The sequence below is a fragment of the Streptomyces sp. NPDC006552 genome, assembly GCF_040611655.1.
In the GTDB taxonomy this organism is placed as follows: Bacteria; Actinomycetota; Actinomycetes; order Streptomycetales; family Streptomycetaceae; genus Streptomyces.
The window spans coordinates 1-19,512 of the sequence record NZ_JBEXOS010000061.1; the positions used below are offsets into that span (position 1 = coordinate 1).

Genomic DNA, 19,512 nt, shown 5'->3' on the forward strand with positions numbered 1-19,512 from the left:
ACCCCCGGGGGGGGTGGGGGGCGACTACCACCGCACATCCCGGCGCGCGGGGGGGGGGGGCGGGGGGGGGGGGGGGGGCGGGGCGCCGCCCCCCCCCCCCCCCCACTCGCGTCACGGTGTCGCAGCGCCGCGCGGTGGGGCTACTTCCCCATGCCCCAGTGATGGGCGCCGTTGGCGCAGCCGTTTCCGAACGCGGGGTTCAGCAGGCCGATCACGTCGACCGTGTTCCCGCAGGCGTTGACCGGGATGTGGACGGGAACCTGGACGACGTTGCCCGACAGCACGCCGGGCGAGTTGACCGCCGCTCCTTGCGCGCCGCTGTCGGCCGAGGCGGCGCCCGCACCCGCGACGACCGCACCACTGATCGCGATCATGACGGCCGCACTCTTCAACAGACGAGACATGACACTTCCTTCACTTGCCTGACCGGCACGCGCCCTGACGGGCGGTGCGAGGAGCGGGATGCTCCCTCACCCGCAATCCGTACCGGTGCCCCGCCCGGCTTGGGTCGCAGGCCCTGATTCCCCCGCATGGCTCAACGGCCGTACGGGCTTTCGGTTTACCTGCGGTGCGGAAGCTGTTCTGGGGCCCCGGTACGCGTGTGCCGGGGACACCTGCGGCCCCGAGCATGAGTGAGAGGTGCTCACTTCTGCGCGGGGCCGAAGAGGTGCTCGGGGGCGCCGCCGCCACTGGTCCGGACAGCGGCACGGCCCGGAGGGGGTCAGCTCTTGGGCATCAGGACGGAGTCGATGATGTAGACGTTGGCGTTGGCCGTCTTCACGTTGCCGCAGACCACGTCGGCGCTGTCGTTGACCTTGTAGGACTCGCCGGAGCCGGCCGTGGTGACCGTGGACTTCTCCAGAGTGTCGAAGGAGCCCTTCGCCAGGTCCTTGGGCGCGAGCTTCTTGCCCACGACGTGGTAGGTGAGGATCTTGGTGAGCTGGGCCTTGTCGTTGAGGACCTTGTCAAGGTCGGCCTTGGGGATCTTCGCGAACGCGTCGTTCGTCGGGGCGAACACCGTGATGTTCTGGGCGTTGTTGAGCGTGTCGACGAGTCCGGCCTTCTTCACCGCCGTGACGAGCGTGGACAGTGCCGGGTTGTGGGAGGCGGCGGTGGCGACGGGGTCCTTCGCCATGCCGTCGAAGGAGCCCGCTCCGTCCTTGGGCACCGAGGAACAGGCGGGGCCGAACGGCTCGCTGCTGGTCCCCATGTCGTCCGACGGGCCGGCCATGTCCGAGCCCTTCGACGCCGCCGCCGAAGTACTGTCGGACGCCTTGTCCTTGGAGTCGCTGTCGGAGCAGGCGGTCAGGGCGATGGGGAGCATGGCGGCGGCGGCGACGGTGACGGCAACACGACGGACTCGAGTCTGCATGACGATCCTCAGTGATCAGAACGGTGAAGGCGCTCTGCCTTCCTCACCGGGAATACGGCGCGCTCGACACCGCGGATTGGTCCCTCCCGTGAAGAAGTGACGGCCCAGCGGATCAGGCGGGCAGTCGTAGCACCGCCAGAGGCCGGGTGGTGGGCTGTGGCGACCCTCCGGCCGGTTCCAGCGTGACGGTCACCGCGGACGCGCTGCCGACGGCGCCGCTCATCAGGACACTCTGGTCAGTGCGGGCGGGAGCCATCAGACCGGCCGGGCGCATCCGCCCGCCGTCGGCGAACCACAGTTGATACACCGTGCCGGGCGGCGGCTTCGCCAGGCCGGCGGAGGTGAAGACCGCCTGACCGCGGGCGCGTGAGACGACGACGGCCCCGCGCGCCTCCTGGCCCACAGCCGCCGTGACCACTGCGGCGTCCGGCGCGCCGAGCACGGCGGCGACCTGCTCACCCCGCTCCCGCCCGGCCCGCACCACCTGGCGGGCCGCGCCGGCCTGCTCGTGCTGCCAGAGCGTCGCACCACCGAGCGCGGCCATGCCGACGACACAGGAAGCGAGAGCCCACGCCGCGGCCCGCCCGCACAGGACGCGACGTGACAGTGCGGTCACCCGGTCGACAAGGGACCCCTGCCGCATCCTCGCTGTCCGGTCCAGGACCTGCGCCTTGAGGCGGGCGGGCGCCGGTACCGAGACGGCGTGTCCCAGCCGCGCCGCGGTCGCGGACAGCTCAAGCACTTCTTGATCGCAGGACGCACACCGCGCCAAGTGTCTCTCGAACCGGTCGCGTTCCCGCGCGTCCAACGCGTCGAGCGCGTAGGCACCGGTCAGCGTGTGCAGATCCGCTGTGACGCTCATGCGGTCACCCCCAACGTCTTGGTCGTGCCCACTCACACAGACGCGGGACCCGGCCGTCCACCGAAGACAGGCCCTAGTCGACGGTGACCACGACGGAGTGCCAGCCGGACGCGCCGTCGGGGATCGTCGGGGTGCGCTTGTCCGTCTGGGCGCGGCCGTCGCGGTCGGTGGCCCGGACGGTCAGCGTGTGCCCGCCTTTCGTGGCCTGCCACGCGTACGACCACTGGCGCCAGGTGTCACGGGTGTCCTCCGCGGCCAGCCTGGCCTCCTGCCAGGGTCCGTCGTCGACGCGTACCTCGACCTTGTCGATGCCGCGGTGCTGCGCCCAGGCCACTCCGGCGACCATGACCGTGCCGGACTTCGGGCGGCCGAACGGCTTGGGGGTGTCGATGCGGGACTCGGTTTTGATGGGCGCGCGCTGCGCCCAGTCCCGCTTGACCCAGTAGGAGTCATAGGAGTCGAACGTGGTCAGCTCGATGTCCTGGATCCATTTGCAGGCCGATACGTAGCCGTAGAGGCCGGGCACCAGCATGCGGACGGGGAAGCCGTGCTCGAAGGGGAGCGGTTGTCCGTTCATACCGACGGCGAGCAGTGCGTCGCGGCCGTCCATGACGTCTTCGACGGGGCTGCCGATGGTCATGCCGTCCACCGAGCGCGCTACGAGTTGGTCGGCGGGGCCGCCCTTCGAGGGGGGTCGCACTCCGCACTGCCGGAGCAGGTCGGCCAGGCGGACACCGATCCAGCGGGCGTTGCCGGCGTAGGGGCCGCCGACCTCGTTCGAGACGCAGGTCAGGGTGATGTCGCGCTCGATGAGCGGCATCTTCAGCAGGTCGCCGAAGGACAGGGTGCGCTCGCGTGAGACGCCCTTGCCGTGGATGTGCAGTCGCCAGGAGGTGGCGTCGACCTTGGGCACTACGAGAGCGGTGTCGACGCGGTAGAAGTCGCTGTTGGGGGTCATGAAAGGGCTGATTCCGGCGATGCGCAGTGCGGCGCCCTTCGGGACGGGGGCGGCCGCCGAGGAGGGGGCGGGCAGCACGATGTCCTTGCGGGACGCGACGGCGTTCTGTCCTTGGGAGCCGGTCAGGGTGCGTCCGGCGAGGCCCGCGCCGGTGGAGGCGGCGGCCGCCGCGGTGGCGGCGAGGAGGAAACCGCGCCGATCCCATCCGTTGTCGCTCCGCACGTCGTCGGGGTGGGCGGGCAGCCTCCCTGTCTGTGCGGGGGCGGCGGCGTCAGCGGTGTCCGGGGTATCGCTCACCGCGCTCTCCGGAGCGTGGCCTGTCCCAGGGTGCGGTCCCAGCCGTCCGGTCAGCCAGTAGAGCAAGCCGGAGCCGGCGACGGCGCCCACGACGGAGGGGAAGGCGTCCGTGATGCTGGTCGAGTCGGGCCGGCTCGTGGCGGCCAGCGCCCCGACCACGCCGAAGGCCAGGACACCGAGCGCGCCGGTCCGCCGCCACCGGGTGGCCAGCATGCCCAGAACGAGGGCCAGCAGGGTGAGTACCGCGAGGATCCCGAGCTGGAGCACGAGCTTGTCGTCGGTGCCGAAGTGCCGGATGGCCCAGTCCTTGACCGCCGGCGGGGTCCGGTCGATGGCCGCGCCGCCGACCGCGATGACCGGACCGGCCTCGGGGCGGACGGCCGCTGAGACGAGTTCGGCCAGGGCGATGGCCGCGTAACCGGCGAGCAGCCCGCTCAGCGCACCCAATGACAGGCGGGGCACGCCCCGCGGCGGCGTGTGTCGTGCGTCGGAGTCCATGACGGCAATCCGTTCCGGCCACGCGAACGGATTGGTCCCCTCACCCGATCGGCGCCACGTGCGGCTGCGCGCAACGCGGGGGCCTCGGCATCAGGTACTTGCGTGCGCGGCCTACCTGCGCCTGCCGGTGTAGTTGCCGAGGGCCAGGCACGACGGGTCTCCTGGGTTCGCCCCGGTTGCGCGGCTCGCCGAGCCGCCGTGTCCACCGGGCGTCAGAGGGAGGTTCCGGCATGATCGCCGCACGTTTGAAGCAGTGGAACACCGCCCCCGACCTGGAGGAGACGCCGCTACCGGACCAGGCGCCGTCCGGCGAGGTGCTGGTGCGCATGGAAGCGGCGGCTGTCACGCATCTGGATCTCACGCTCGCCTCCGGGTCGTTCGCCTATCGGCCCGCTCTTCCCTTCACTCCCGGCACGGCGGGCGTCGGCAGGGTGGTCCAGGGCGCTGATCTCGTGGGCCGGCGGGTCCTGGTCCGCGGCGCGGGCATCGGCCTGGAACGGCCCGGCACCTGGGCCGAGCAGGTCGCCGTCCCCCTCGCGGGCGTGCGTACCGTGCCCGAGACGGTCAGCGCCGCGGTGGCGGCCACCTGCTACTCGCCGATGACCACCGGCTGGGCCGCCGTCGGTCCGGTCGGCCGGATCCGGCCGGGCGACCGGGTCCTGGTCACGGGCGCCGCCGGCGGCGTGGGCTCCCTGACCGTCCAGCTCGCCGCGCGGGCCGGGGCGCACGTCCTCGCGTCCGTCCGCACCGAGTCCGCGGCCGCCGTCGTGCCCGGCGGCGCGGACGAGATCCTCGTCGGCCAGGGCCCCGGGGTCCTGGCCGCGGCCGGCGCCCAGGGAGGCATCGATGTCCTGGTGGACACCGTCGGCGGCGACACCGTCCCCGCCTTCCTGGCCGCGATGCGGCCCGGCGGCCGCGCCGTGCTGATCGGCTACGTAGCCGGCCCGACCCTGAGCGTCGATCTGCCTGCCCTGCTGGCCCGGGACGTCACGCTCGCGCCGGTGAACATGGTCCGCCGCCAGGTGCCCGACGACGTCTTCCGCGGCCTGCTGGACGAACTCGGCGACGGGCGCCTGCGGCTGAACACCACGACGTTCCCCTTCACCGGCCTCGCGGAGGCAGTCCGCGCCCGTACCGAAGGGTCCGTGTCGGGTGCGCTCGCGGTCACCATGTGACCACGCCGCCACCACGGCCGTATCAGGGCGCCGGCAGACGTTTCGCGATGTTCCCCACGACGTCGGCGGCGATCTTCGTGGCGGTGGCGCACAGTCGCTCGGTCGGTTCTGGGGCGTACACGGTCAGTTGGAAGAGTTCGGTCGTGCGCTCGCCGACCGCGTCCGTGTAGGTGCGGTGCGGAGTGCGTACGGTGCAGCTGTCGTCCTCGGCCTCGTCCGCGATGAAGTAGCTCCTCGTGCCGGCGACCTCCACGGGTGTCCCGTCGTCGGCGTCCAGCGCGTTGTCCCGGCTCAGCTGGATCTCGACCGCGCGGCTGCCGTCGTCGCTCGACCAGTCGCAGTCCCAGGAACCGAAACCGCGGTCCCGGTTGTCCGCCTCGACGCCCCGGACCCGCGCGAGGTCGGTGGCGTCGAGCAGCGTGCAGGTGTCGAGCCGGACCAGGGAGTCCTTGGCCGGTGCCGGACGCCGGGGCACCGGGCCCTCGGCCAGCACGTCGACCGCGTGGTCGGTGGCGGCGTCGGCCATGGGGCACGGGTCGGGCGCCGCCTTGTTGAGCTGTTCGCCCATGACGCGGACCTGCTTGCCGTCGGCGGTCAGGATGGCCCGGTCGCAGGCTCTGCCGTCCCGCTTGAGGGTGACGACCGTGAGGTCGCCGACCAGGCGGGTGGAGAGGACATCGCTGAACTCGTCCCGGTCCGCGTCGAGATTGACCTGGACATCCGCGGTGTCGTCACCGCTCTTGTTGCGTACGAGGACGTCGCACCGGTCGGCCTCCCCGTAGTCGGGGTCCAGGGCGGTGGCGCCGAAGCGGCTCAGTGACGCCGCGCTGACCAGCCCGCAGGGGTCCGCGGTTCGCTCGTCGCCGACGGTGCCGGCCCGCGCCGCGGCCGACGGTTTCGCGTCGGCCACGCCGGCGCGGCCCCTCGCGTCGTCCCCGCCCCCCGCACGCTTTCCGCCCCACGGGACCAGGAGGACGAGCCCGGCTGCGAGCGCGCCCGCCACGGCCAGCGCCACCACCGTGACCAACACCGGGCGACGGCGCCGGTAGGCGGGCCGGGCCGGCTGGAGCGTGAACGGCGTGAAGTCCCTCAGTGGGCGCGCGAGTCGGCCCAGCCGCAGCGTGCGGGACGCGAGGTCCTGGGTCTGGCCGTCGTGCAACTGCTCCTGGATGTGCGGAGGCGGCGGCGCCGCGCGCGTCAGCAGCTGCTGCGCCCCGGCGGCGTCGGGGCGGTTCTCGGTCTCCACCTCCAGGAGCGCGGTGAGCGGCCCCTCCAGCGGGCCGGCCCGGCGCATGGGCTCGATGTGCCCCTCGATGGCCCGGGCCAGATACGCCATCGGGTGCTCGGCCTCCCCGTACGGAGACTGGCCCTCGACCGCCGCGAACAGGGAGGCGCCCAGGGAGAACACGTCGGACTTCTCGCCCGCCCGCAGCCCCCTGGCGATCTCCGGGGCCAGGTAGCGGGGTTTGCCGCGCACACTGCCCGTCGCGCTCTGCGTGACGTCGCTCCACAGGGCCCGGGAGATCCCGAAGTCGGTCAGTCGCGCGATGCCCTCGTCGGTCACGAGGATGTTCTCCGGCGTCACATCGCCGTGCACCACACCCTCGTTGTGGGACTTCGCCAGCGCGGCCGCGATCTGGCAGCCGATCGACCCGGCTTTCTCAGGGGTGAGCAGCCCGCTCTCCGTCACGATCTGGGCGAGGCTGCGCGAGGGGACGTACTCCATGATGATCCAGCAGGTGGCACCCTCGTCGACGAAGTCGAAGACGCCCACGATGTTCGGATGGTGCAGCCGCCCGGCGTTGCGCGCCTCGCCCATGAGCCGGCGCGCGGCCCGGGCGTCGTCCAGCCGTGCGCACTTGACCGCCACCCGCCGTTCGAGCCGTTCGTCCCAGGCCAGCCAGACGACACCCATCCCGCCCCGGCCGATGGGCTCCTGCAAGAGATAACGGCCGTCGATCTTGTCCCCGGCTTCCGGCGTCACCCGCACCACCCCCCTCGCCCCCGTAGCCGACCGGCCCTGTCAGGTGACGGAGTGTACCCAGCCCGTGCTGGGCGGTGATCGCCTTCACCGGACTTCGTACGGACCCGCCCACCACGCTCACTTGAACGGGATCGGCGGTACTGGATGGGCGCCGGCTGGGCAGAGCCTTCCTCGTGCCGAGTACAAGATGCGCCCTGCGGGGGAGAGGCGGAGAACAGTGACGACCGGTCTGCTCTGGCTGGCGGCGATCGTGTTGCTCGGCTCCTGCGTGCAGTGGTTGACCGGCATGGGGTTCGCGCTGGTGGCCGTGCCCGGCCTGATCCTGCTCCTGGGCCCCGCCCAGGGGGTGGTCCTCGCGAACTGCGCGTCCGGCGTGATCTGCGCGGTCGGTCTGACGCGCGGCCGGCGTGAGGTGCGGTGGGCCGCGATGGTGCCGCTCTGCATGGCGTCGGTGTGCACGGTCCCGCTCGGCGCGTGGACGACACGGCACCTGCCGGAACCGGTGCTGCTGATCGTGATGGGCGGCCTGGTGACGGCGGCCGTGCTGCTGATCCTGCGAGGCGTGCGTGCCCCGGCCCTGCGAGGGCGCGCGGGGGCTGTCGGCGCGGGTGCGGCAGGCGGCTTCATGAACGCCGCGGCGGGGGTGGGCGGTCCACCTGTTTCCCTGTACGCCCTCAACGCCGGGTGGACCGTACGGGAGTTCGTGCCCAACGCCCAGCTCTACGGTCTGTTCGTCAACATCTTCTCGGTCTGGGCGAACGGCGTGCCGCGGCTGAGCGGCGCCCAAGGGGTGGGCGTCACCGTCGCGATGGCGGCCGGGATGCTGATCGGCCGTGCCCTCGCGGACCGCACCCCGGAGACCCGGGCACGGACTCTGGTACTGGCACTGGCGCTGGGGGGTGGGGTGACGACGTTGCTGAAGGGGGTGCTGGAGCTGTGACCCCCGTCCGTCCCGGCCTGGGCGCTTTACGCAGGGGCGGGCTACAGCCAGTCCCGCCGCTTGAAGATGAAGTACAGGCTCACGCACACCACTGCCATCAGCCCGATCGCGAACGGGTACCCGAACGCCCAGTGCAACTCCGGCATCTCGTCGAAGTTCATGCCGTAGATAGTTCCTACGAGTGTGGGAGCAAACAGAATGGCCGCCCACGACGAGATCTTCTTGATCTCCTCGTTCTGTTCGAATCCCGCCTCCGCCAACGCCCGCATCTCCGCGTTCTGCTGCTGCGTCACCAGCGTCGCGTTCACCGTGAGGATGTCCGTGAGGGCCTGGCGGAAGCCGTCGACGCGTTCGCTGGTGTGCGTGACGTGGTCGGCGACGTCGCGCAGGTAGCGCTGGAGTTCCTCGTCCGTACCGTATTTCGTGAAGCCCGCCATGAGGGCGTGCAGCATGCCGACCAGGGGGCGGGTGGCGCGCTGGAACTCCACCATTTCGCGGGAGAGTTCGTAGATGCGGCGGGAGACCTCGGGGGCGCCGGAGAAGACCTCCGTCTCGATCTCGTCGATGTCGTTCTGGACCCCGTCGACGACCGGGGCGTACCCGTCCACGACCGCGTCGAGGATCGCGTACAGGATGGCCTCCGCGCCCAGGCCCAGCAGGTCGGGGCTGGCCTCCATGCGGTGGCGCACCGCCGAGAGGTCGGGGGCGGCGCCGTGCCGCACCGTGATGACGAAGTCCGCGCCGACGAAGACGTGCAGCTCGCCGAAGTCGACCTCCTCGGACGCGTCCAGGTAGCGGGCCGCGCGCAGGACGACGAAGAGGGTCTCGCCGTAGCGCTCCAGCTTCGGGCGCTGGTGCGCCTCAAGCGCGTCCTCCACCGCCAGCTGGTGCAGGTCGAACTCGGCCGCCAGGGACTTCAGTTCACCCTCCGTCGGGCGGGCCAGACCGATCCACGCCACGGTCCGCGGGTGCTCGTGCAGCTGCCGGAACGTGTCCGTGAGCGTCCCGGGGCTCGCCACCCGCACGCCGTCCCGGTACAGCGCCGTGTGGACGACGCTGTCCGCCGGCTCCTGCTCGGGCGCCGCGTCGGAAACGGTCGCCGCGGGCGGTTCGGCCGGCGGGGCCGGTGCCGCGCCCCGCCGCCAGGTGTAGCGGCGCGTTCCGCCGCGCCGGTCCCGGCCGCCTCGCTCCTGCCGTCGCGGCATCGCCGCCTCCTTCCGCCGTCGGGTCCCGGGCAGCGTAACCAGCGAAGGTGTCGCCTCCGCGCACCGGCATGCAGGACAACCGCCGGCCGTGACGGCCGCTACCGTCCCCCTATGACGACGAAGCCGATGACCGCCCGCGCCCTGAACCGCGCCACCCTGGAGCGCCAACTGCTGCTGCGCCGGGCCCCGATGGGCGCGACCGACGCCGTCGCCCACCTCGTCGGGCTCCAGGCGCAGGAGGTCCGGCCGCCGTACGTCGCACTCGCCGCCCGGCTCGACGGCTTCACCCCCGCCGCGCTCTCCGGCGCCCTGGAACAGCGGGCCGTGGCCCGCCTCGTCACCCTGCGCTCCACGATCCATCTGCACACCGCCGAGGACTGCCTGACCCTGCGCCCCCTCGTGCAGCCCGCGCGCGAACGGGAGCTGAACATGTTCCGCAAAGGGCTCACGGGCGTGGACCTCGACCGGCTCCGCGCCCTGACGCGCGCGTCCGTCGAGGCGCGGCCGCGCACCCCGAAGGAACTGCGCGAACTGCTCCTGAAGGAGTGGCCCGGCGCCGACCCGCAGTCCCTGTCGACCGCCGCGCGCTGCGCGCTGCCCCTCGTCCAGGCCACCCCGCGTGGCCTGTGGCGCCGCAGCGGCGGGGTACGGCTCACCACCGCCGAGCACTGGCTGGGCCGGACCGCTCCCGGCACGGCGTCCGCCGCCGACGCCACCGTCCTGCGCTATCTCGGCGCCTTCGGCCCCGCCTCCGTCAAGGACTTCCAGCAGTGGGCGGGGCTCACCCGCACCAAGGAGGTCTTCGAGCGGCTGCGGCCCCGGCTCGTGACCTGCCGCGACGAGCACGGCGCCGAGCTGTTCGACCTGCCCGACGCGCCCCGCCCCGACGCGGACGTGCCGGCGCCCCCGCGGCTCCTCGGACAGTTCGACAACCTGCTGCTCTCCCACGCCGACCGCACCCGCGTGGTGCGCGAGAGCGACCGCGGGCGCGCCTGGCAGGGGAACGTGGCTCACGCGACCTTCCTCGTGGACGGCATGCTGGCCGGACTGTGGTCCCTACAGGAGGACCGCCCCGACGGCAGCCTCCTCACCCTGGAACCCTTCGGGACGCTCGGCCGCACCGAGCGCGAGGAACTGGTCGCCGAGGCGGAGCGCACCGCCGCCGTCCTGGAAGCACCCGGCCCGGTCTCCGTCGACTTCGGGGCCGTACGGAAGTAGGCCGTGGCGGGCACCCGGCACGGGCGGGTTCGCGGGTTCGCGCTGACAGGGCTCAGTCCGCCCGCCCCGTCGCCGCCACCGTCACCCCGAGTCCTATCAGCGCGAACCCGCCCGTCCCGCCGATCAGCGACAACCGCCGGTCCGAGCGCGCGAACCAGGAGCGCGCCGCCGACGCCGTCAGCCCCCACAGCGTGTCCGTCACAAGGCCGATCGAGATCGGCACGAGGCCCAGCAGGAGCATCTGCGCGGGCAGCCGGCCCGCGGCGTGGTCCACGAACTGCGGCAGCACCGCGGCGAAGAACACGATGCCCTTCGGGTTCGTCACACCCACCAGCACCCCGTCGAGCACGGTACGCAGGTCACCGCGGGCCGCGCCCACCGGAGCGCTGAGGTCCGCCGCCTTCATGGCGTGCCGGTGGCGGAACGCCTGGATGCCCAGATAGATCAGGTACGCGGCCCCCGCCAGCTTCACCGCGACGAACAGCTCCGCCGAACGCGCCACCAGGGCGCCTATGCCAAGTGCCACGGCCACCACGAGCACATACGAACCCACCACATTGCCGAGCGCCGTCGCCACCGCCGTGCGCCGCCCGTGCGCGAGCGCCCGGCCGATCACGAACAGCACGCTCGGCCCCGGGATCACGATCACCAGCAACGACATCGCCGCGAACGCCAGGATCCGGTCCGTCGACACCATGCGCCTCACCCCCGCCCTTCATTGAAGACCATCCCACTGACAACCGGCATCACTGACAGTCCGACATCACTGACAACCGGCGTCCCCCACAGGAACCCCGTCCGCGCAGACGACGACCTACGGCACCTACGGCAACACCCCCGCCCGCCGCGCCGCGGCCACCGCCTCCCCCCGCGTATGCGCCCCGAGCTTGCGCATCGCGGCGCGCAGATACCCCTTGACGGTCTCCGGGCGCAGCCCAAGCCGCTCCGCCGCCGCCGCGTTCGTCGCCCCCGCCGCCACGCACGCGAGGACGTCCACTTCGCGCGGCGCGAGCGTCACCGGCACCTCCCCGGCCCCGGGCGGCGCCGACGCCGAGGCCAGGCGGCCGCAGACCGCGAGGAGCTCGGCCCGCAGCGCCGGGTCGACGATCTTCGGGGCGAGCGCCCGCAGCGCGCCGTGCACCTCGCGGACCTCCTGCCACGCCCCGCCGGGCCCGGCCACGGGGGCGCTCGCCGCCGCCAGCAGCGTCCGGGCCTCGTCCCGTACCACCAGCGCGTGCTCCACGTCGCGGGCTGCCATCACCGCCGCGGTCAGCACCCGGTCGCCGAGCGGCTGGGCCGCGCGCAGCGCCCCGTACAGCACGCCCCGCACCCGGCGGCGTACGACGACCGGGACCGCGAGGACCGAGCGCAGCCCCTCGGCCGCGACGGCGGCGTCGTACTCGTGGCTGATGTGGCGCGAGTCCTGGTAGTCGGTGACCGCGCAGGCCCGGGCGAGGCTGAGGGCCTTGCCGCCCAGGCCGTTGCCCGCGGCGACCGCGAGGCCGCGCAGCGCGTGCGTCGCCGCGCCGCTCAGCTCGGCGATCCGTACCTGGCCCGTGGTCGGGGTGAGGCCGCCGAACGCCACCGGCAGCCCCGTGCCCCGGCGCAGCCGCACCAGCGCCGCGCGCATCTCGACCGCCTCGGCGGCTTCTGCCGTCACCCTCGATCTCCTCACCGTGCTCCGGTCACCCCCGTTCGGGGGTGGTGAGACCCGCGTCACGCCCTACACGATGGCAGAGACGGTCGCGTATGACACGGCCCGCGCCGACGCGGGCCGACGGAAGACCCCAGGAGCGCGAGGAGCGCAGATGACGACGGCGAACGGCCCCACGCAGCAGTTCCGCACGGCCCGTGACTTCCTGCTGCGGCACGCCGAGGACTACGAGACGGCGTACGAGGGTTTCGCCTGGCCCCGGCCGGACCGGTTCAACTGGGCGCTCGACTGGTTCGACGTGATCGCCGACGGCAACGAGAAGACCGCCCTGCACATCGTCGAGGAGGACGGCGCGGAGGGCGTCTTCTCCTTCGACACGCTGCGCCGCCGCTCGAACCAGGTCGCCTCCTGGCTGCGCGCCCAGGGCGTGCGCCCCGGCGACCGCGTCCTGCTGATGCTCGGCAACCAGGTCGAGCTGTGGGAGGTGATGCTCGCCGTGATGAAGCTGCGCGCCGTCGTCATCCCCACCACGCCGCTGCTCGGCCCCGCCGACCTCACCGACCGCATCGAGCGCGGCCGCGCCCGGCACGTCGTCGTGCGCCCGGAGGACACCGGGAAGTTCGCCGAGGTGGCGGGGGAGTACACGCGGATCGTCGTCGGCGCGCCGGCCCCGGCCGAGGGGTGGCTCGCCTACGAAAACGCCGCGGGCGCGCCGGACACCTTCGAGCCCGACGGTGTCACCCTCGCCGACGACCCGCTGCTGCTGTACTTCACGTCCGGTACGACGGCCCGCCCCAAGCTCGTCGAGCACACCCATGTCTCCTACCCCGTAGGGCACTTGGCGACGATGTTCTGGATCGGCCTGCGCCCCGGCGACGTGCACCTGAACATCTCCTCGCCCGGCTGGGCCAAGCACGCCTGGTCGAACTTCTTCGCGCCGTGGAACGCGGAGGCGACCGTCTTCCTCTACAACTACACGCGCTTCGACGCGCGCCGTCTGATGGCGGTGATGGACCGCGCGGGCGTCACGTCGTTCTGCGCGCCGCCCACCGTGTGGCGCATGCTCATCCAGGCCGACCTCACCGACCTCGCCACCCCGCCACGCGAGGTCGTCGCCGCGGGCGAGCCGCTCAACCCCGAGGTCATCGAGCAGGTCGAGCGGGCCTGGGGGCGCACCGTCCGGGACGGTTTCGGGCAGACCGAGACGGCCGTGCAGGTCGCCAACAGCCCCGGTCAGCGCCTCAAGCCGGGCTCCATGGGCCGTCCAAGCCCCGGTTTCAAGGTCGAGCTGCTCGACCCCGTCACCGGCGAACCGGGCGCGGACGAGGGTGAGATCAGCCTCGATCTCTCGGCGCACCCCGTCGGCCTGATGGTCGGCTACCACGGTGACCCGGAGCGCACCGCCGAGGCGATGGCGGGCGGCTACTACCGCACCGGCGACATCGGCGCGCGGGACGCCGACGGCTACCTCACCTACGTGGGCCGCTCCGACGACGTCTTCAAGGCCAGCGACTACAAGATCAGCCCCTTCGAGCTGGAGAGCGCCCTGCTGGAGCACGAGGCCGTCGCCGAGGCGGCGGTGGTGCCCGCGCCGGACACGCTGCGGCTCTCCGTCCCGAAGGCGTACGTCGTGCTGGCCGAGGGGTTCGAACCCGGCCCGGACGCCGCCAAGCTGCTCTTCGAGCACTCCCGCGCGGTCCTCGCCCCGTACAAGAGGCTGCGCCGCATCGAGTTCGCCGAACTGCCCAAGACCGTCTCCGGGAAGATCCGCCGCATCGTGCTGCGCGAGCGCACGGCGCAGGGCTCCACCGACGAGTACCGCGAGGAGGACTTCCGATGACCACCGAGCCGTCCTACGCCCACGGCACCGACCCCCGGCCGCTCCTCGGCGACACCATCGGCTCCAACCTGCGGCGGGCCGTCGAGGCGTGGCCGCGGCGGGACGCGCTCGTCGACGTGCCGAGCGGACGGCGCTGGACCTACGCGCGATTCGGCGCGGACGTCGCGGAGCTGGCGCGCGGGCTGCTCTCCGCCGGGGTCGCCAAGGGGGACCGCGTCGGCATCTGGGCCACCAACTGCCCCGAGTGGGTCCTCGTCCAGTACGCCACCGCCCGCATCGGCGCGATCATGGTCAACATCAACCCGGCGTACCGCGCCCACGAGCTGGCGTACGTCCTGAAGCAGTCCGGCACCTCGGTGCTGATCGCGTCCCCGGGCCACAAAGGCACGGACTTCCGCGAACTCGTACGCCAAGTGAGCCCCGACTGCCCGCAGTTGCGCGAGCGGGTGTTCATCGGGGAGCCGAGCTGGGACGCGCTCGTCGCGGGCGGAGCGGGCGTCACCGCGGCACAACTGGCCGATCGCGAAGCGCAGTTGTCGTGCGACGACCCCATCAACATCCAGTACACGTCCGGCACCACCGGCTTCCCCAAGGGCGCCACGCTCTCCCACCACAACATCCTCAACAACGGTTACTGGGTGGGTGAGACGGTCGCCTACACCGAGCAGGACCGGGTCTGCCTGCCTGTCCCCTTCTACCACTGCTTCGGCATGGTCATGGGAAATCTGGGCGCCACCTCCCACGGCGCCTGCATCGTCATCCCGGCACCGTCCTTCGAACCGGCCGCGACCCTGCGCGCCGTCCAGGAGGAGCGGTGCACCTCCCTGTACGGCGTCCCGACGATGTTCATCGCCGAGCTGAACCTGCCCGGCTTCGCCTCCTACGACCTCTCCTCCCTGCGCACCGGCATCATGGCGGGCTCCCCGTGCCCCGCCGAGGTGATGAAGCGGGTCGTCGCCGAGATGCACATGGCCGAGGTCTCCATCTGCTACGGCATGACGGAGACCTCACCCGTCTCGCTCCAGACCCGCCGCGACGACGACCTGGAACGCCGCACCGGCACCGTCGGCCGCGTCCTGCCGCACATCGAGGTCAAGGTCGTCGACCCGGCCACCGGCGTCACGGTGCCGCGCAGTGAACCCGGCGAGCTGTGCACCCGCGGCTACAGCGTGATGCTCGGCTACTGGGGCGAGCCCGAGCGGACCGCCGAGGCCGTCGACGCCGGGCGCTGGATGCACACCGGCGACCTCGCGGTGCTGCGCGAGGACGGCTACGCGCAGATCGTCGGCCGCATCAAGGACATGATCATCCGCGGCGGCGAGAACGTCTACCCGCGCGAGATCGAGGAGTTCCTGTACGGGCACCCGGCCATCGCCGACGTGCAGGTGGTCGGCGTACCGCACGAGAAGTACGGCGAAGAGGTCCTGGCCTGCGTGATCCTGCGGGACGCGGCCGGGGGCCTCACCCTCGACGAGCTGCGCGCCTTCTGCCGTGACCGGCTCGCGCACTACAAGGTGCCGACGCGGCTGCGCATCCTCGACGCGTTCCCCATGACGGTCAGCGGCAAGGTCCGCAAGATCGAACTCCGGGAGGGGTACGGGGAGTCGTAGCGGGCCCCGCTGCCGCCGGCGGCGTCACAGCTCCCGGCGCATGCAGACGCGCGGCCACCGGTCGAGTCCGTGCGCCGCCTCCGCCGCCCGGACGGCGCGCAGACCGGGCGTGAGTGCGCGTGCGTCGATCCGGCGGAAACCGAGCCGCTCGTAATAGGGGGCGTTCCACGGCACGTCGGCGAAGGTGGTCAGGGTGAGCCCGGCCAGCCCCGCCGCGCGCGCCTGCTCCGCGGCGTGTGCCAGCAGGGCCCGGCCGATGCCGCGCCGCGCGGCGGCCGGATCCACGGTGACCTGCTCGATGTGGAAGGCGCCGTCGACCGGCAGGCCGATGAGGTAGCCGAGGACGGTCCCGTCCTCGGCGGCGGCGACCCAGGCGTACCCGGCGCGCCGGAAACCCTCCAGCTCCGCCAGGGCGGGCGGCTCGTCGTCGGCGACAGCGTCCATGCCGAGCGCGCGGAAGGCGGTCCCGGCCGCGACCTCGATGTCCTGGAGGCGGGGCAGTTCGGCCGCCGTGGCGCTACGAAGCATCATCGGGCCAGTATCGCGGCGCGGCCGCCCGGGCGGGAGAGCGGATCAGGCGCCGCTCGCGATCAGCTCGTCGGCCGGGCTGTTCAACGGCTGCGGCACCCCGGCGAGGTCCAGGACGAAGAGCGGGACGCCCAGTTCGTCCGCGCGGGTGCGGGCCGGGTCCGCGTACCCCGCGAGGGAGAAGAAGACGGCGGCCGCCGACTCCGTCATGGCCTGGAGCCACAGGCACTCCACGTCGCGGACGGTGGCGGGCCGGACCGAGGGTTCGACCTGGGCGATGACGCCCTGCGCCGCGAGGCCGATGCCGGAGGAGGGGCGCTGGTCGGCGCGGCGCACGTCCCGGTAGCCGAGCCAGCGCAGATAGAGCGCCACGGCGGTCACCGCGTCGCGCGCGGTGCGGATGGCGACCGGCTGGAACGCGGGTCGCGGGGTGGGTGCCGTCCGCGGCAGCGGTATGTGGGCGGGCGCCGGGGCCTGGTCGCTGTGGACCGGGACGCGCAGCACGGTGCCGCAGTCACAGCCCAGCTCCGGGTGCGGCCAGCGGTCGCGGCGGCCGCACATCGGGCAGCGCAGGGTGACCCAGTCGTCGGCCCAGGTGCGCGCGCTGACGGCCTCGGCTGCGGCGCCGCGCCGCAGCGGGGGAGCGACCGGGGCGCCGCAGGCGCAGGGCAGCACCGCGGGCGCGTAGAGATGCTCGCGCCGGCAGGCCGGACACCGGACGCGTACAGGCTCGGCGATGGCGCACCCCCCTCGGGCTCCGCGGTTCCGGTTCTTCGTCGTTCTCATCATCCACCTTGACGGCCTCGGAGACCCCCCTCTACATTGCTTCCATATAGCAGAACAAACTTTCCGCATTACGGAATCACGAATGCGGAGGGGACGGACTTCAGAGCTCGCCGCGGGGCGCGACGGGAGCGCGAATCCGACCGCCGGACCCAGACGTACTCAGTCACTGCAGAAGTCGGGAGCACCTCATGGCTCGAATGACCGCCGCCCGCGCGGCCGTTGAGATCCTCAAGCGCGAAGGCGTCAGCAACGCGTTCGGCGTGCCCGGTGCCGCCATCAACCCCTTCTACAAGGAGCTCAAGGAGAGCGGTGGCATCGACCACACGCTCGCCCGCCATGTCGAGGGCGCCTCGCACATGGCCGAGGGCTACACCCGGGCCAACCCGGGCAACATCGGTGTCTGCATCGGGACCTCCGGCCCGGCCGGCACCGACATGATCACGGGCCTGTACTCCGCCATCGGCGACTCGATCCCGATCCTGTGCATCACCGGCCAGGCGCCGAGCCACCTCCTGCACAAGGAGGACTTCCAGGCCGTCGACATCGCCTCGATCGCCAAGCCGGTCGCGAAGATGGCGGTCACGGTCCTGGAGGCCGCGCAGGTCCCCGGCGTGTTCCAGCAGGCCTTCCACCTGATGCGCTCGGGCCGTCCCGGGCCGGTCCTCATCGACCTGCCGATCGACGTCCAGCAGACGGAGATCGAGTTCGACCCCGACACGTACGAGCCGCTGCCGGTCTACAAGCCGGCCGCGACCCGCGCCCAGATCGAGAAGGCCATCGGCTTCCTCCTGGCCTCCGAGCGGCCGCTGATCGTCGCGGGCGGCGGCATCATCAACGCGGACGCCTCCGACCTGCTCGTCGAGTTCGCCGAGCTCACCAACACCCCGGTCGTGCCCACCCTGATGGGCTGGGGCACCATCCCCGACGACCACGACCTGAACGCGGGCATGGTCGGCCAGCAGACCGGCCACCGCTACGGCAACGCCACGTTCCTGGAGTCGGACTTCGTCCTCGGCATCGGCAACCGCTGGGCCAACCGTCACACCGGGTACAAGCTCGACGTCTACACCCAGGGCCGCACGTTCGTCCACGTCGACATCGAGCCCACCCAGATCGGCAAGATCTTCGCGCCGGACTACGGGATCGCCTCGGACGCCGGCGCGGCCCTGAAGCTGTTCGTCGAGGTCGCCCGCGAACTCAAGGCCGCGGGCAAGCTCCCCGACCGCTCCGCCTGGGTCGCCTCTCACCTGGAGCGCAAGGAGACCCTCCAGCGCCGTACGCACTTCGACGACATCCCCATGAAGCCGCAGCGCGTCTACGAGGAGATGAACAAGGCGTTCGGCAAGGACACCCGGTACGTCACCACGATCGGGCTGTCGCAGATCGCCGGCGCGCAGATGCTCCACGTCTACAAGCCGCGCCACTGGATCAACTGCGGCCAGGCCGGGCCGCTCGGCTGGACGATCCCGGCCGCGCTCGGCGCCGCCAAGGCCGACCCGGACACGCAGGTCGTGGCCCTCTCCGGCGACTACGACTTCCAGTTCATGATCGAGGAGCTGGCGGTCGGGGCGCAGCACCGCATCCCGTACGTGCACGTCCTGGTCAACAACGCCTACCTGGGGCTGATCCGCCAGGCCCAGATCGGCCTGGACATCAACTTCCAGGTCAACCTGGAGTTCGAGAACCAGAACAGCCCCGAGCTGGGCGTCTACGGCGTCGACCACGTCAAGGTCGCCGAGGGGCTCGGCTGCAAGGCGATCCGGGTCACCGACCCGAACGAGCTGGGCGAGGCCCTGGAGCGGGCCAAGAAGCTCGCCCAGGACCACCAGGTGCCGGTCGTCGTCGAGGCGATCCTGGAGCGCATCACCAACATCTCGATGAGCCCGACGGCTGACATCAGCGCGGTCAAGGAGTTCGAGGAGCTGGCGACGGAGCCGGGGCACGCGCCGACCGCGATCCGGCCCCTCAAGGTCTGACCCCGCGCGACTCTAGGGCGGGCCCACCTGGTCGAACACCAGGTGGGCCCGCCCTTTTGTGTCTGCCCGCGCTGTGGCTGTGCCACCCGGGGACGCGTTGCCGGGTACCGCACCGTCGTGGCTGGTCGCGCAGTTCCCCGCGCCCCTGGAGCATGCGGCTCCGCCACAGCCCCATGGTCGCCCATGAGATGGCGCACGCAGTGCGCCTCTCAGGGGCGCGGGGAACTGCGCGAGAAGCCCCACCGGGCCGCGGACGAAATGCGGGGAGCGCACGCAGTGCGCTTTTCAGGGGCGCGGGGAACTGCGCGACCACCCCCCACCGGCCCGCAGGGAAGAGCGGGACGGTGGGGCAGAACGGCAGAACCCCGGGTACGGAATGCGTACCCGGGGTTCTGTCAGGAGGTTGATGCCGTCCGACGGCGCGCGACAGGCGGAACATGCATGCGCGCCACCGGACGGAGTCGATATGGCTGGGACCGCGGCGACCGGGCGACGGCCGGCCGGACACCCTCCCTCAGGTCGAAAGGGAGCCCGGAGCCTTCACCACCGCACTGGCTCGCACCGGCCGCCGCGATCCTCGTCCTCCCGCGTCCTCCTGCGCGGCCACCC

The 19,512-nt window shown here is 72.3% G+C and carries 16 protein-coding genes; 6 read left to right on the plus strand and 10 right to left on the minus strand.

Translation table 11 applies throughout. From position 1 onward, the window contains the following. Positions 1 to 140 precede the first annotated feature (140 nt). The 4 genes from ABZY33_RS28085 to ABZY33_RS28100 all read right to left on the minus strand — a co-directional run bounded on the left by ABZY33_RS28085 (position 141) and on the right by ABZY33_RS28100 (position 3,987). A complete protein-coding gene (locus ABZY33_RS28085) occupies positions 141 to 404 on the minus strand; it encodes a chaplin (protein WP_356494481.1) in 264 nt (87 codons plus the stop codon). 317 nt (positions 405 to 721) lie between these two features. After that, complete coding sequence (locus tag ABZY33_RS28090; RefSeq protein ID WP_356494482.1) at positions 722 to 1,372, minus strand: fasciclin domain-containing protein; 651 nt, start codon at positions 1,370 to 1,372, stop codon at positions 722 to 724. 112 nt (positions 1,373 to 1,484) lie between these two features. Continuing rightward, positions 1,485 to 2,234, minus strand: coding sequence for an anti-sigma factor (locus ABZY33_RS28095; protein ID WP_356494483.1), 750 nt, complete (start codon positions 2,232 to 2,234; stop codon positions 1,485 to 1,487). A gap of 73 nt (positions 2,235 to 2,307) precedes the next feature. Then, complete coding sequence (locus ABZY33_RS28100; protein ID WP_356494484.1) at positions 2,308 to 3,987, minus strand: molybdopterin-dependent oxidoreductase; 1,680 nt, start codon at positions 3,985 to 3,987, stop codon at positions 2,308 to 2,310. Between the two features lie 230 nt (positions 3,988 to 4,217). Here ABZY33_RS28100 and ABZY33_RS28105 point away from each other — a divergent pair, with 230 nt between their 5' ends. Beyond that, positions 4,218 to 5,162 carry a zinc-binding dehydrogenase gene (locus ABZY33_RS28105; RefSeq protein WP_356494485.1) on the plus strand — a complete coding sequence of 315 codons (945 nt, stop codon included), beginning with the start codon at positions 4,218 to 4,220 and terminating at the stop codon, positions 5,160 to 5,162. Positions 5,163 to 5,184: 22 nt separating this feature from the next. On the opposite strand, the gene ABZY33_RS28110 is transcribed toward ABZY33_RS28105, so the two are convergent. Then, positions 5,185 to 7,146 carry a protein kinase gene (locus ABZY33_RS28110; protein WP_356494486.1) on the minus strand — a complete coding sequence of 654 codons (1,962 nt, stop codon included), beginning with the start codon at positions 7,144 to 7,146 and terminating at the stop codon, positions 5,185 to 5,187. A gap of 187 nt (positions 7,147 to 7,333) precedes the next feature. Between ABZY33_RS28110 and ABZY33_RS28115 the strand changes: the two genes are divergently transcribed. After that, a complete protein-coding gene (locus ABZY33_RS28115; protein WP_356494487.1) occupies positions 7,334 to 8,086 on the plus strand; it encodes a sulfite exporter TauE/SafE family protein in 753 nt (250 codons plus the stop codon). Positions 8,087 to 8,127: 41 nt separating this feature from the next. Here the strand turns inward: ABZY33_RS28115 and ABZY33_RS28120 are convergent, their stop codons facing one another. Beyond that, the gene (locus ABZY33_RS28120; protein WP_356494488.1) at positions 8,128 to 9,291 is read right to left on the minus strand and encodes a magnesium and cobalt transport protein CorA; all 1,164 of its coding nucleotides are present in this window, start codon (positions 9,289 to 9,291) and stop codon (positions 8,128 to 8,130) included. 111 nt (positions 9,292 to 9,402) lie between these two features. Between ABZY33_RS28120 and ABZY33_RS28125 the strand changes: the two genes are divergently transcribed. Then, positions 9,403 to 10,509: a winged helix DNA-binding domain-containing protein gene (locus tag ABZY33_RS28125; protein WP_356494489.1), complete on the plus strand. Its 1,107-nt coding sequence runs from the start codon at positions 9,403 to 9,405 to the stop codon at positions 10,507 to 10,509. 52 nt (positions 10,510 to 10,561) lie between these two features. Here ABZY33_RS28125 and ABZY33_RS28130 read toward each other — a convergent pair whose 3' ends face one another. Beyond that, on the minus strand, positions 10,562 to 11,206 hold the full coding sequence (locus ABZY33_RS28130) for a LysE family translocator (protein ID WP_356494490.1): 645 nt from the start codon (positions 11,204 to 11,206) through the stop codon (positions 10,562 to 10,564). Between the two features lie 126 nt (positions 11,207 to 11,332). Further along, on the minus strand, positions 11,333 to 12,169 hold the full coding sequence (locus tag ABZY33_RS28135; protein WP_356494491.1) for a LuxR C-terminal-related transcriptional regulator: 837 nt from the start codon (positions 12,167 to 12,169) through the stop codon (positions 11,333 to 11,335). Positions 12,170 to 12,317: 148 nt separating this feature from the next. Here ABZY33_RS28135 and ABZY33_RS28140 point away from each other — a divergent pair, with 148 nt between their 5' ends. Both ABZY33_RS28140 and ABZY33_RS28145 read left to right on the plus strand, forming a co-directional pair. Further along, positions 12,318 to 14,003: an AMP-binding protein gene (locus ABZY33_RS28140; protein ID WP_356494492.1), complete on the plus strand. Its 1,686-nt coding sequence runs from the start codon at positions 12,318 to 12,320 to the stop codon at positions 14,001 to 14,003. Next, positions 14,000 to 15,613, plus strand: coding sequence for an AMP-binding protein (locus ABZY33_RS28145; protein ID WP_356494493.1), 1,614 nt, complete (start codon positions 14,000 to 14,002; stop codon positions 15,611 to 15,613). Before ABZY33_RS28140 ends, ABZY33_RS28145 begins: the two co-directional genes overlap by 4 nt. Positions 15,614 to 15,637: 24 nt before the next feature. On the opposite strand, the gene ABZY33_RS28150 is transcribed toward ABZY33_RS28145, so the two are convergent. Together ABZY33_RS28150 and ABZY33_RS28155 are read right to left on the minus strand one after the other, a co-directional pair. Next, entirely contained in the window at positions 15,638 to 16,144 is a 507-nt protein-coding gene (locus tag ABZY33_RS28150; RefSeq protein WP_356494494.1) for a GNAT family N-acetyltransferase, read from the minus strand. Positions 16,145 to 16,186: 42 nt separating this feature from the next. After that, the gene (locus ABZY33_RS28155; protein ID WP_356494495.1) at positions 16,187 to 16,927 is read right to left on the minus strand and encodes a hypothetical protein; all 741 of its coding nucleotides are present in this window, start codon (positions 16,925 to 16,927) and stop codon (positions 16,187 to 16,189) included. A gap of 188 nt (positions 16,928 to 17,115) precedes the next feature. Between ABZY33_RS28155 and gcl the strand changes: the two genes are divergently transcribed. After that, positions 17,116 to 18,903, plus strand: a complete 1,788-nt coding sequence (gene gcl, locus ABZY33_RS28160; protein ID WP_356494496.1) for a glyoxylate carboligase — start codon at positions 17,116 to 17,118, stop codon at positions 18,901 to 18,903. Positions 18,904 to 19,512: the final 609 nt, after the last annotated feature.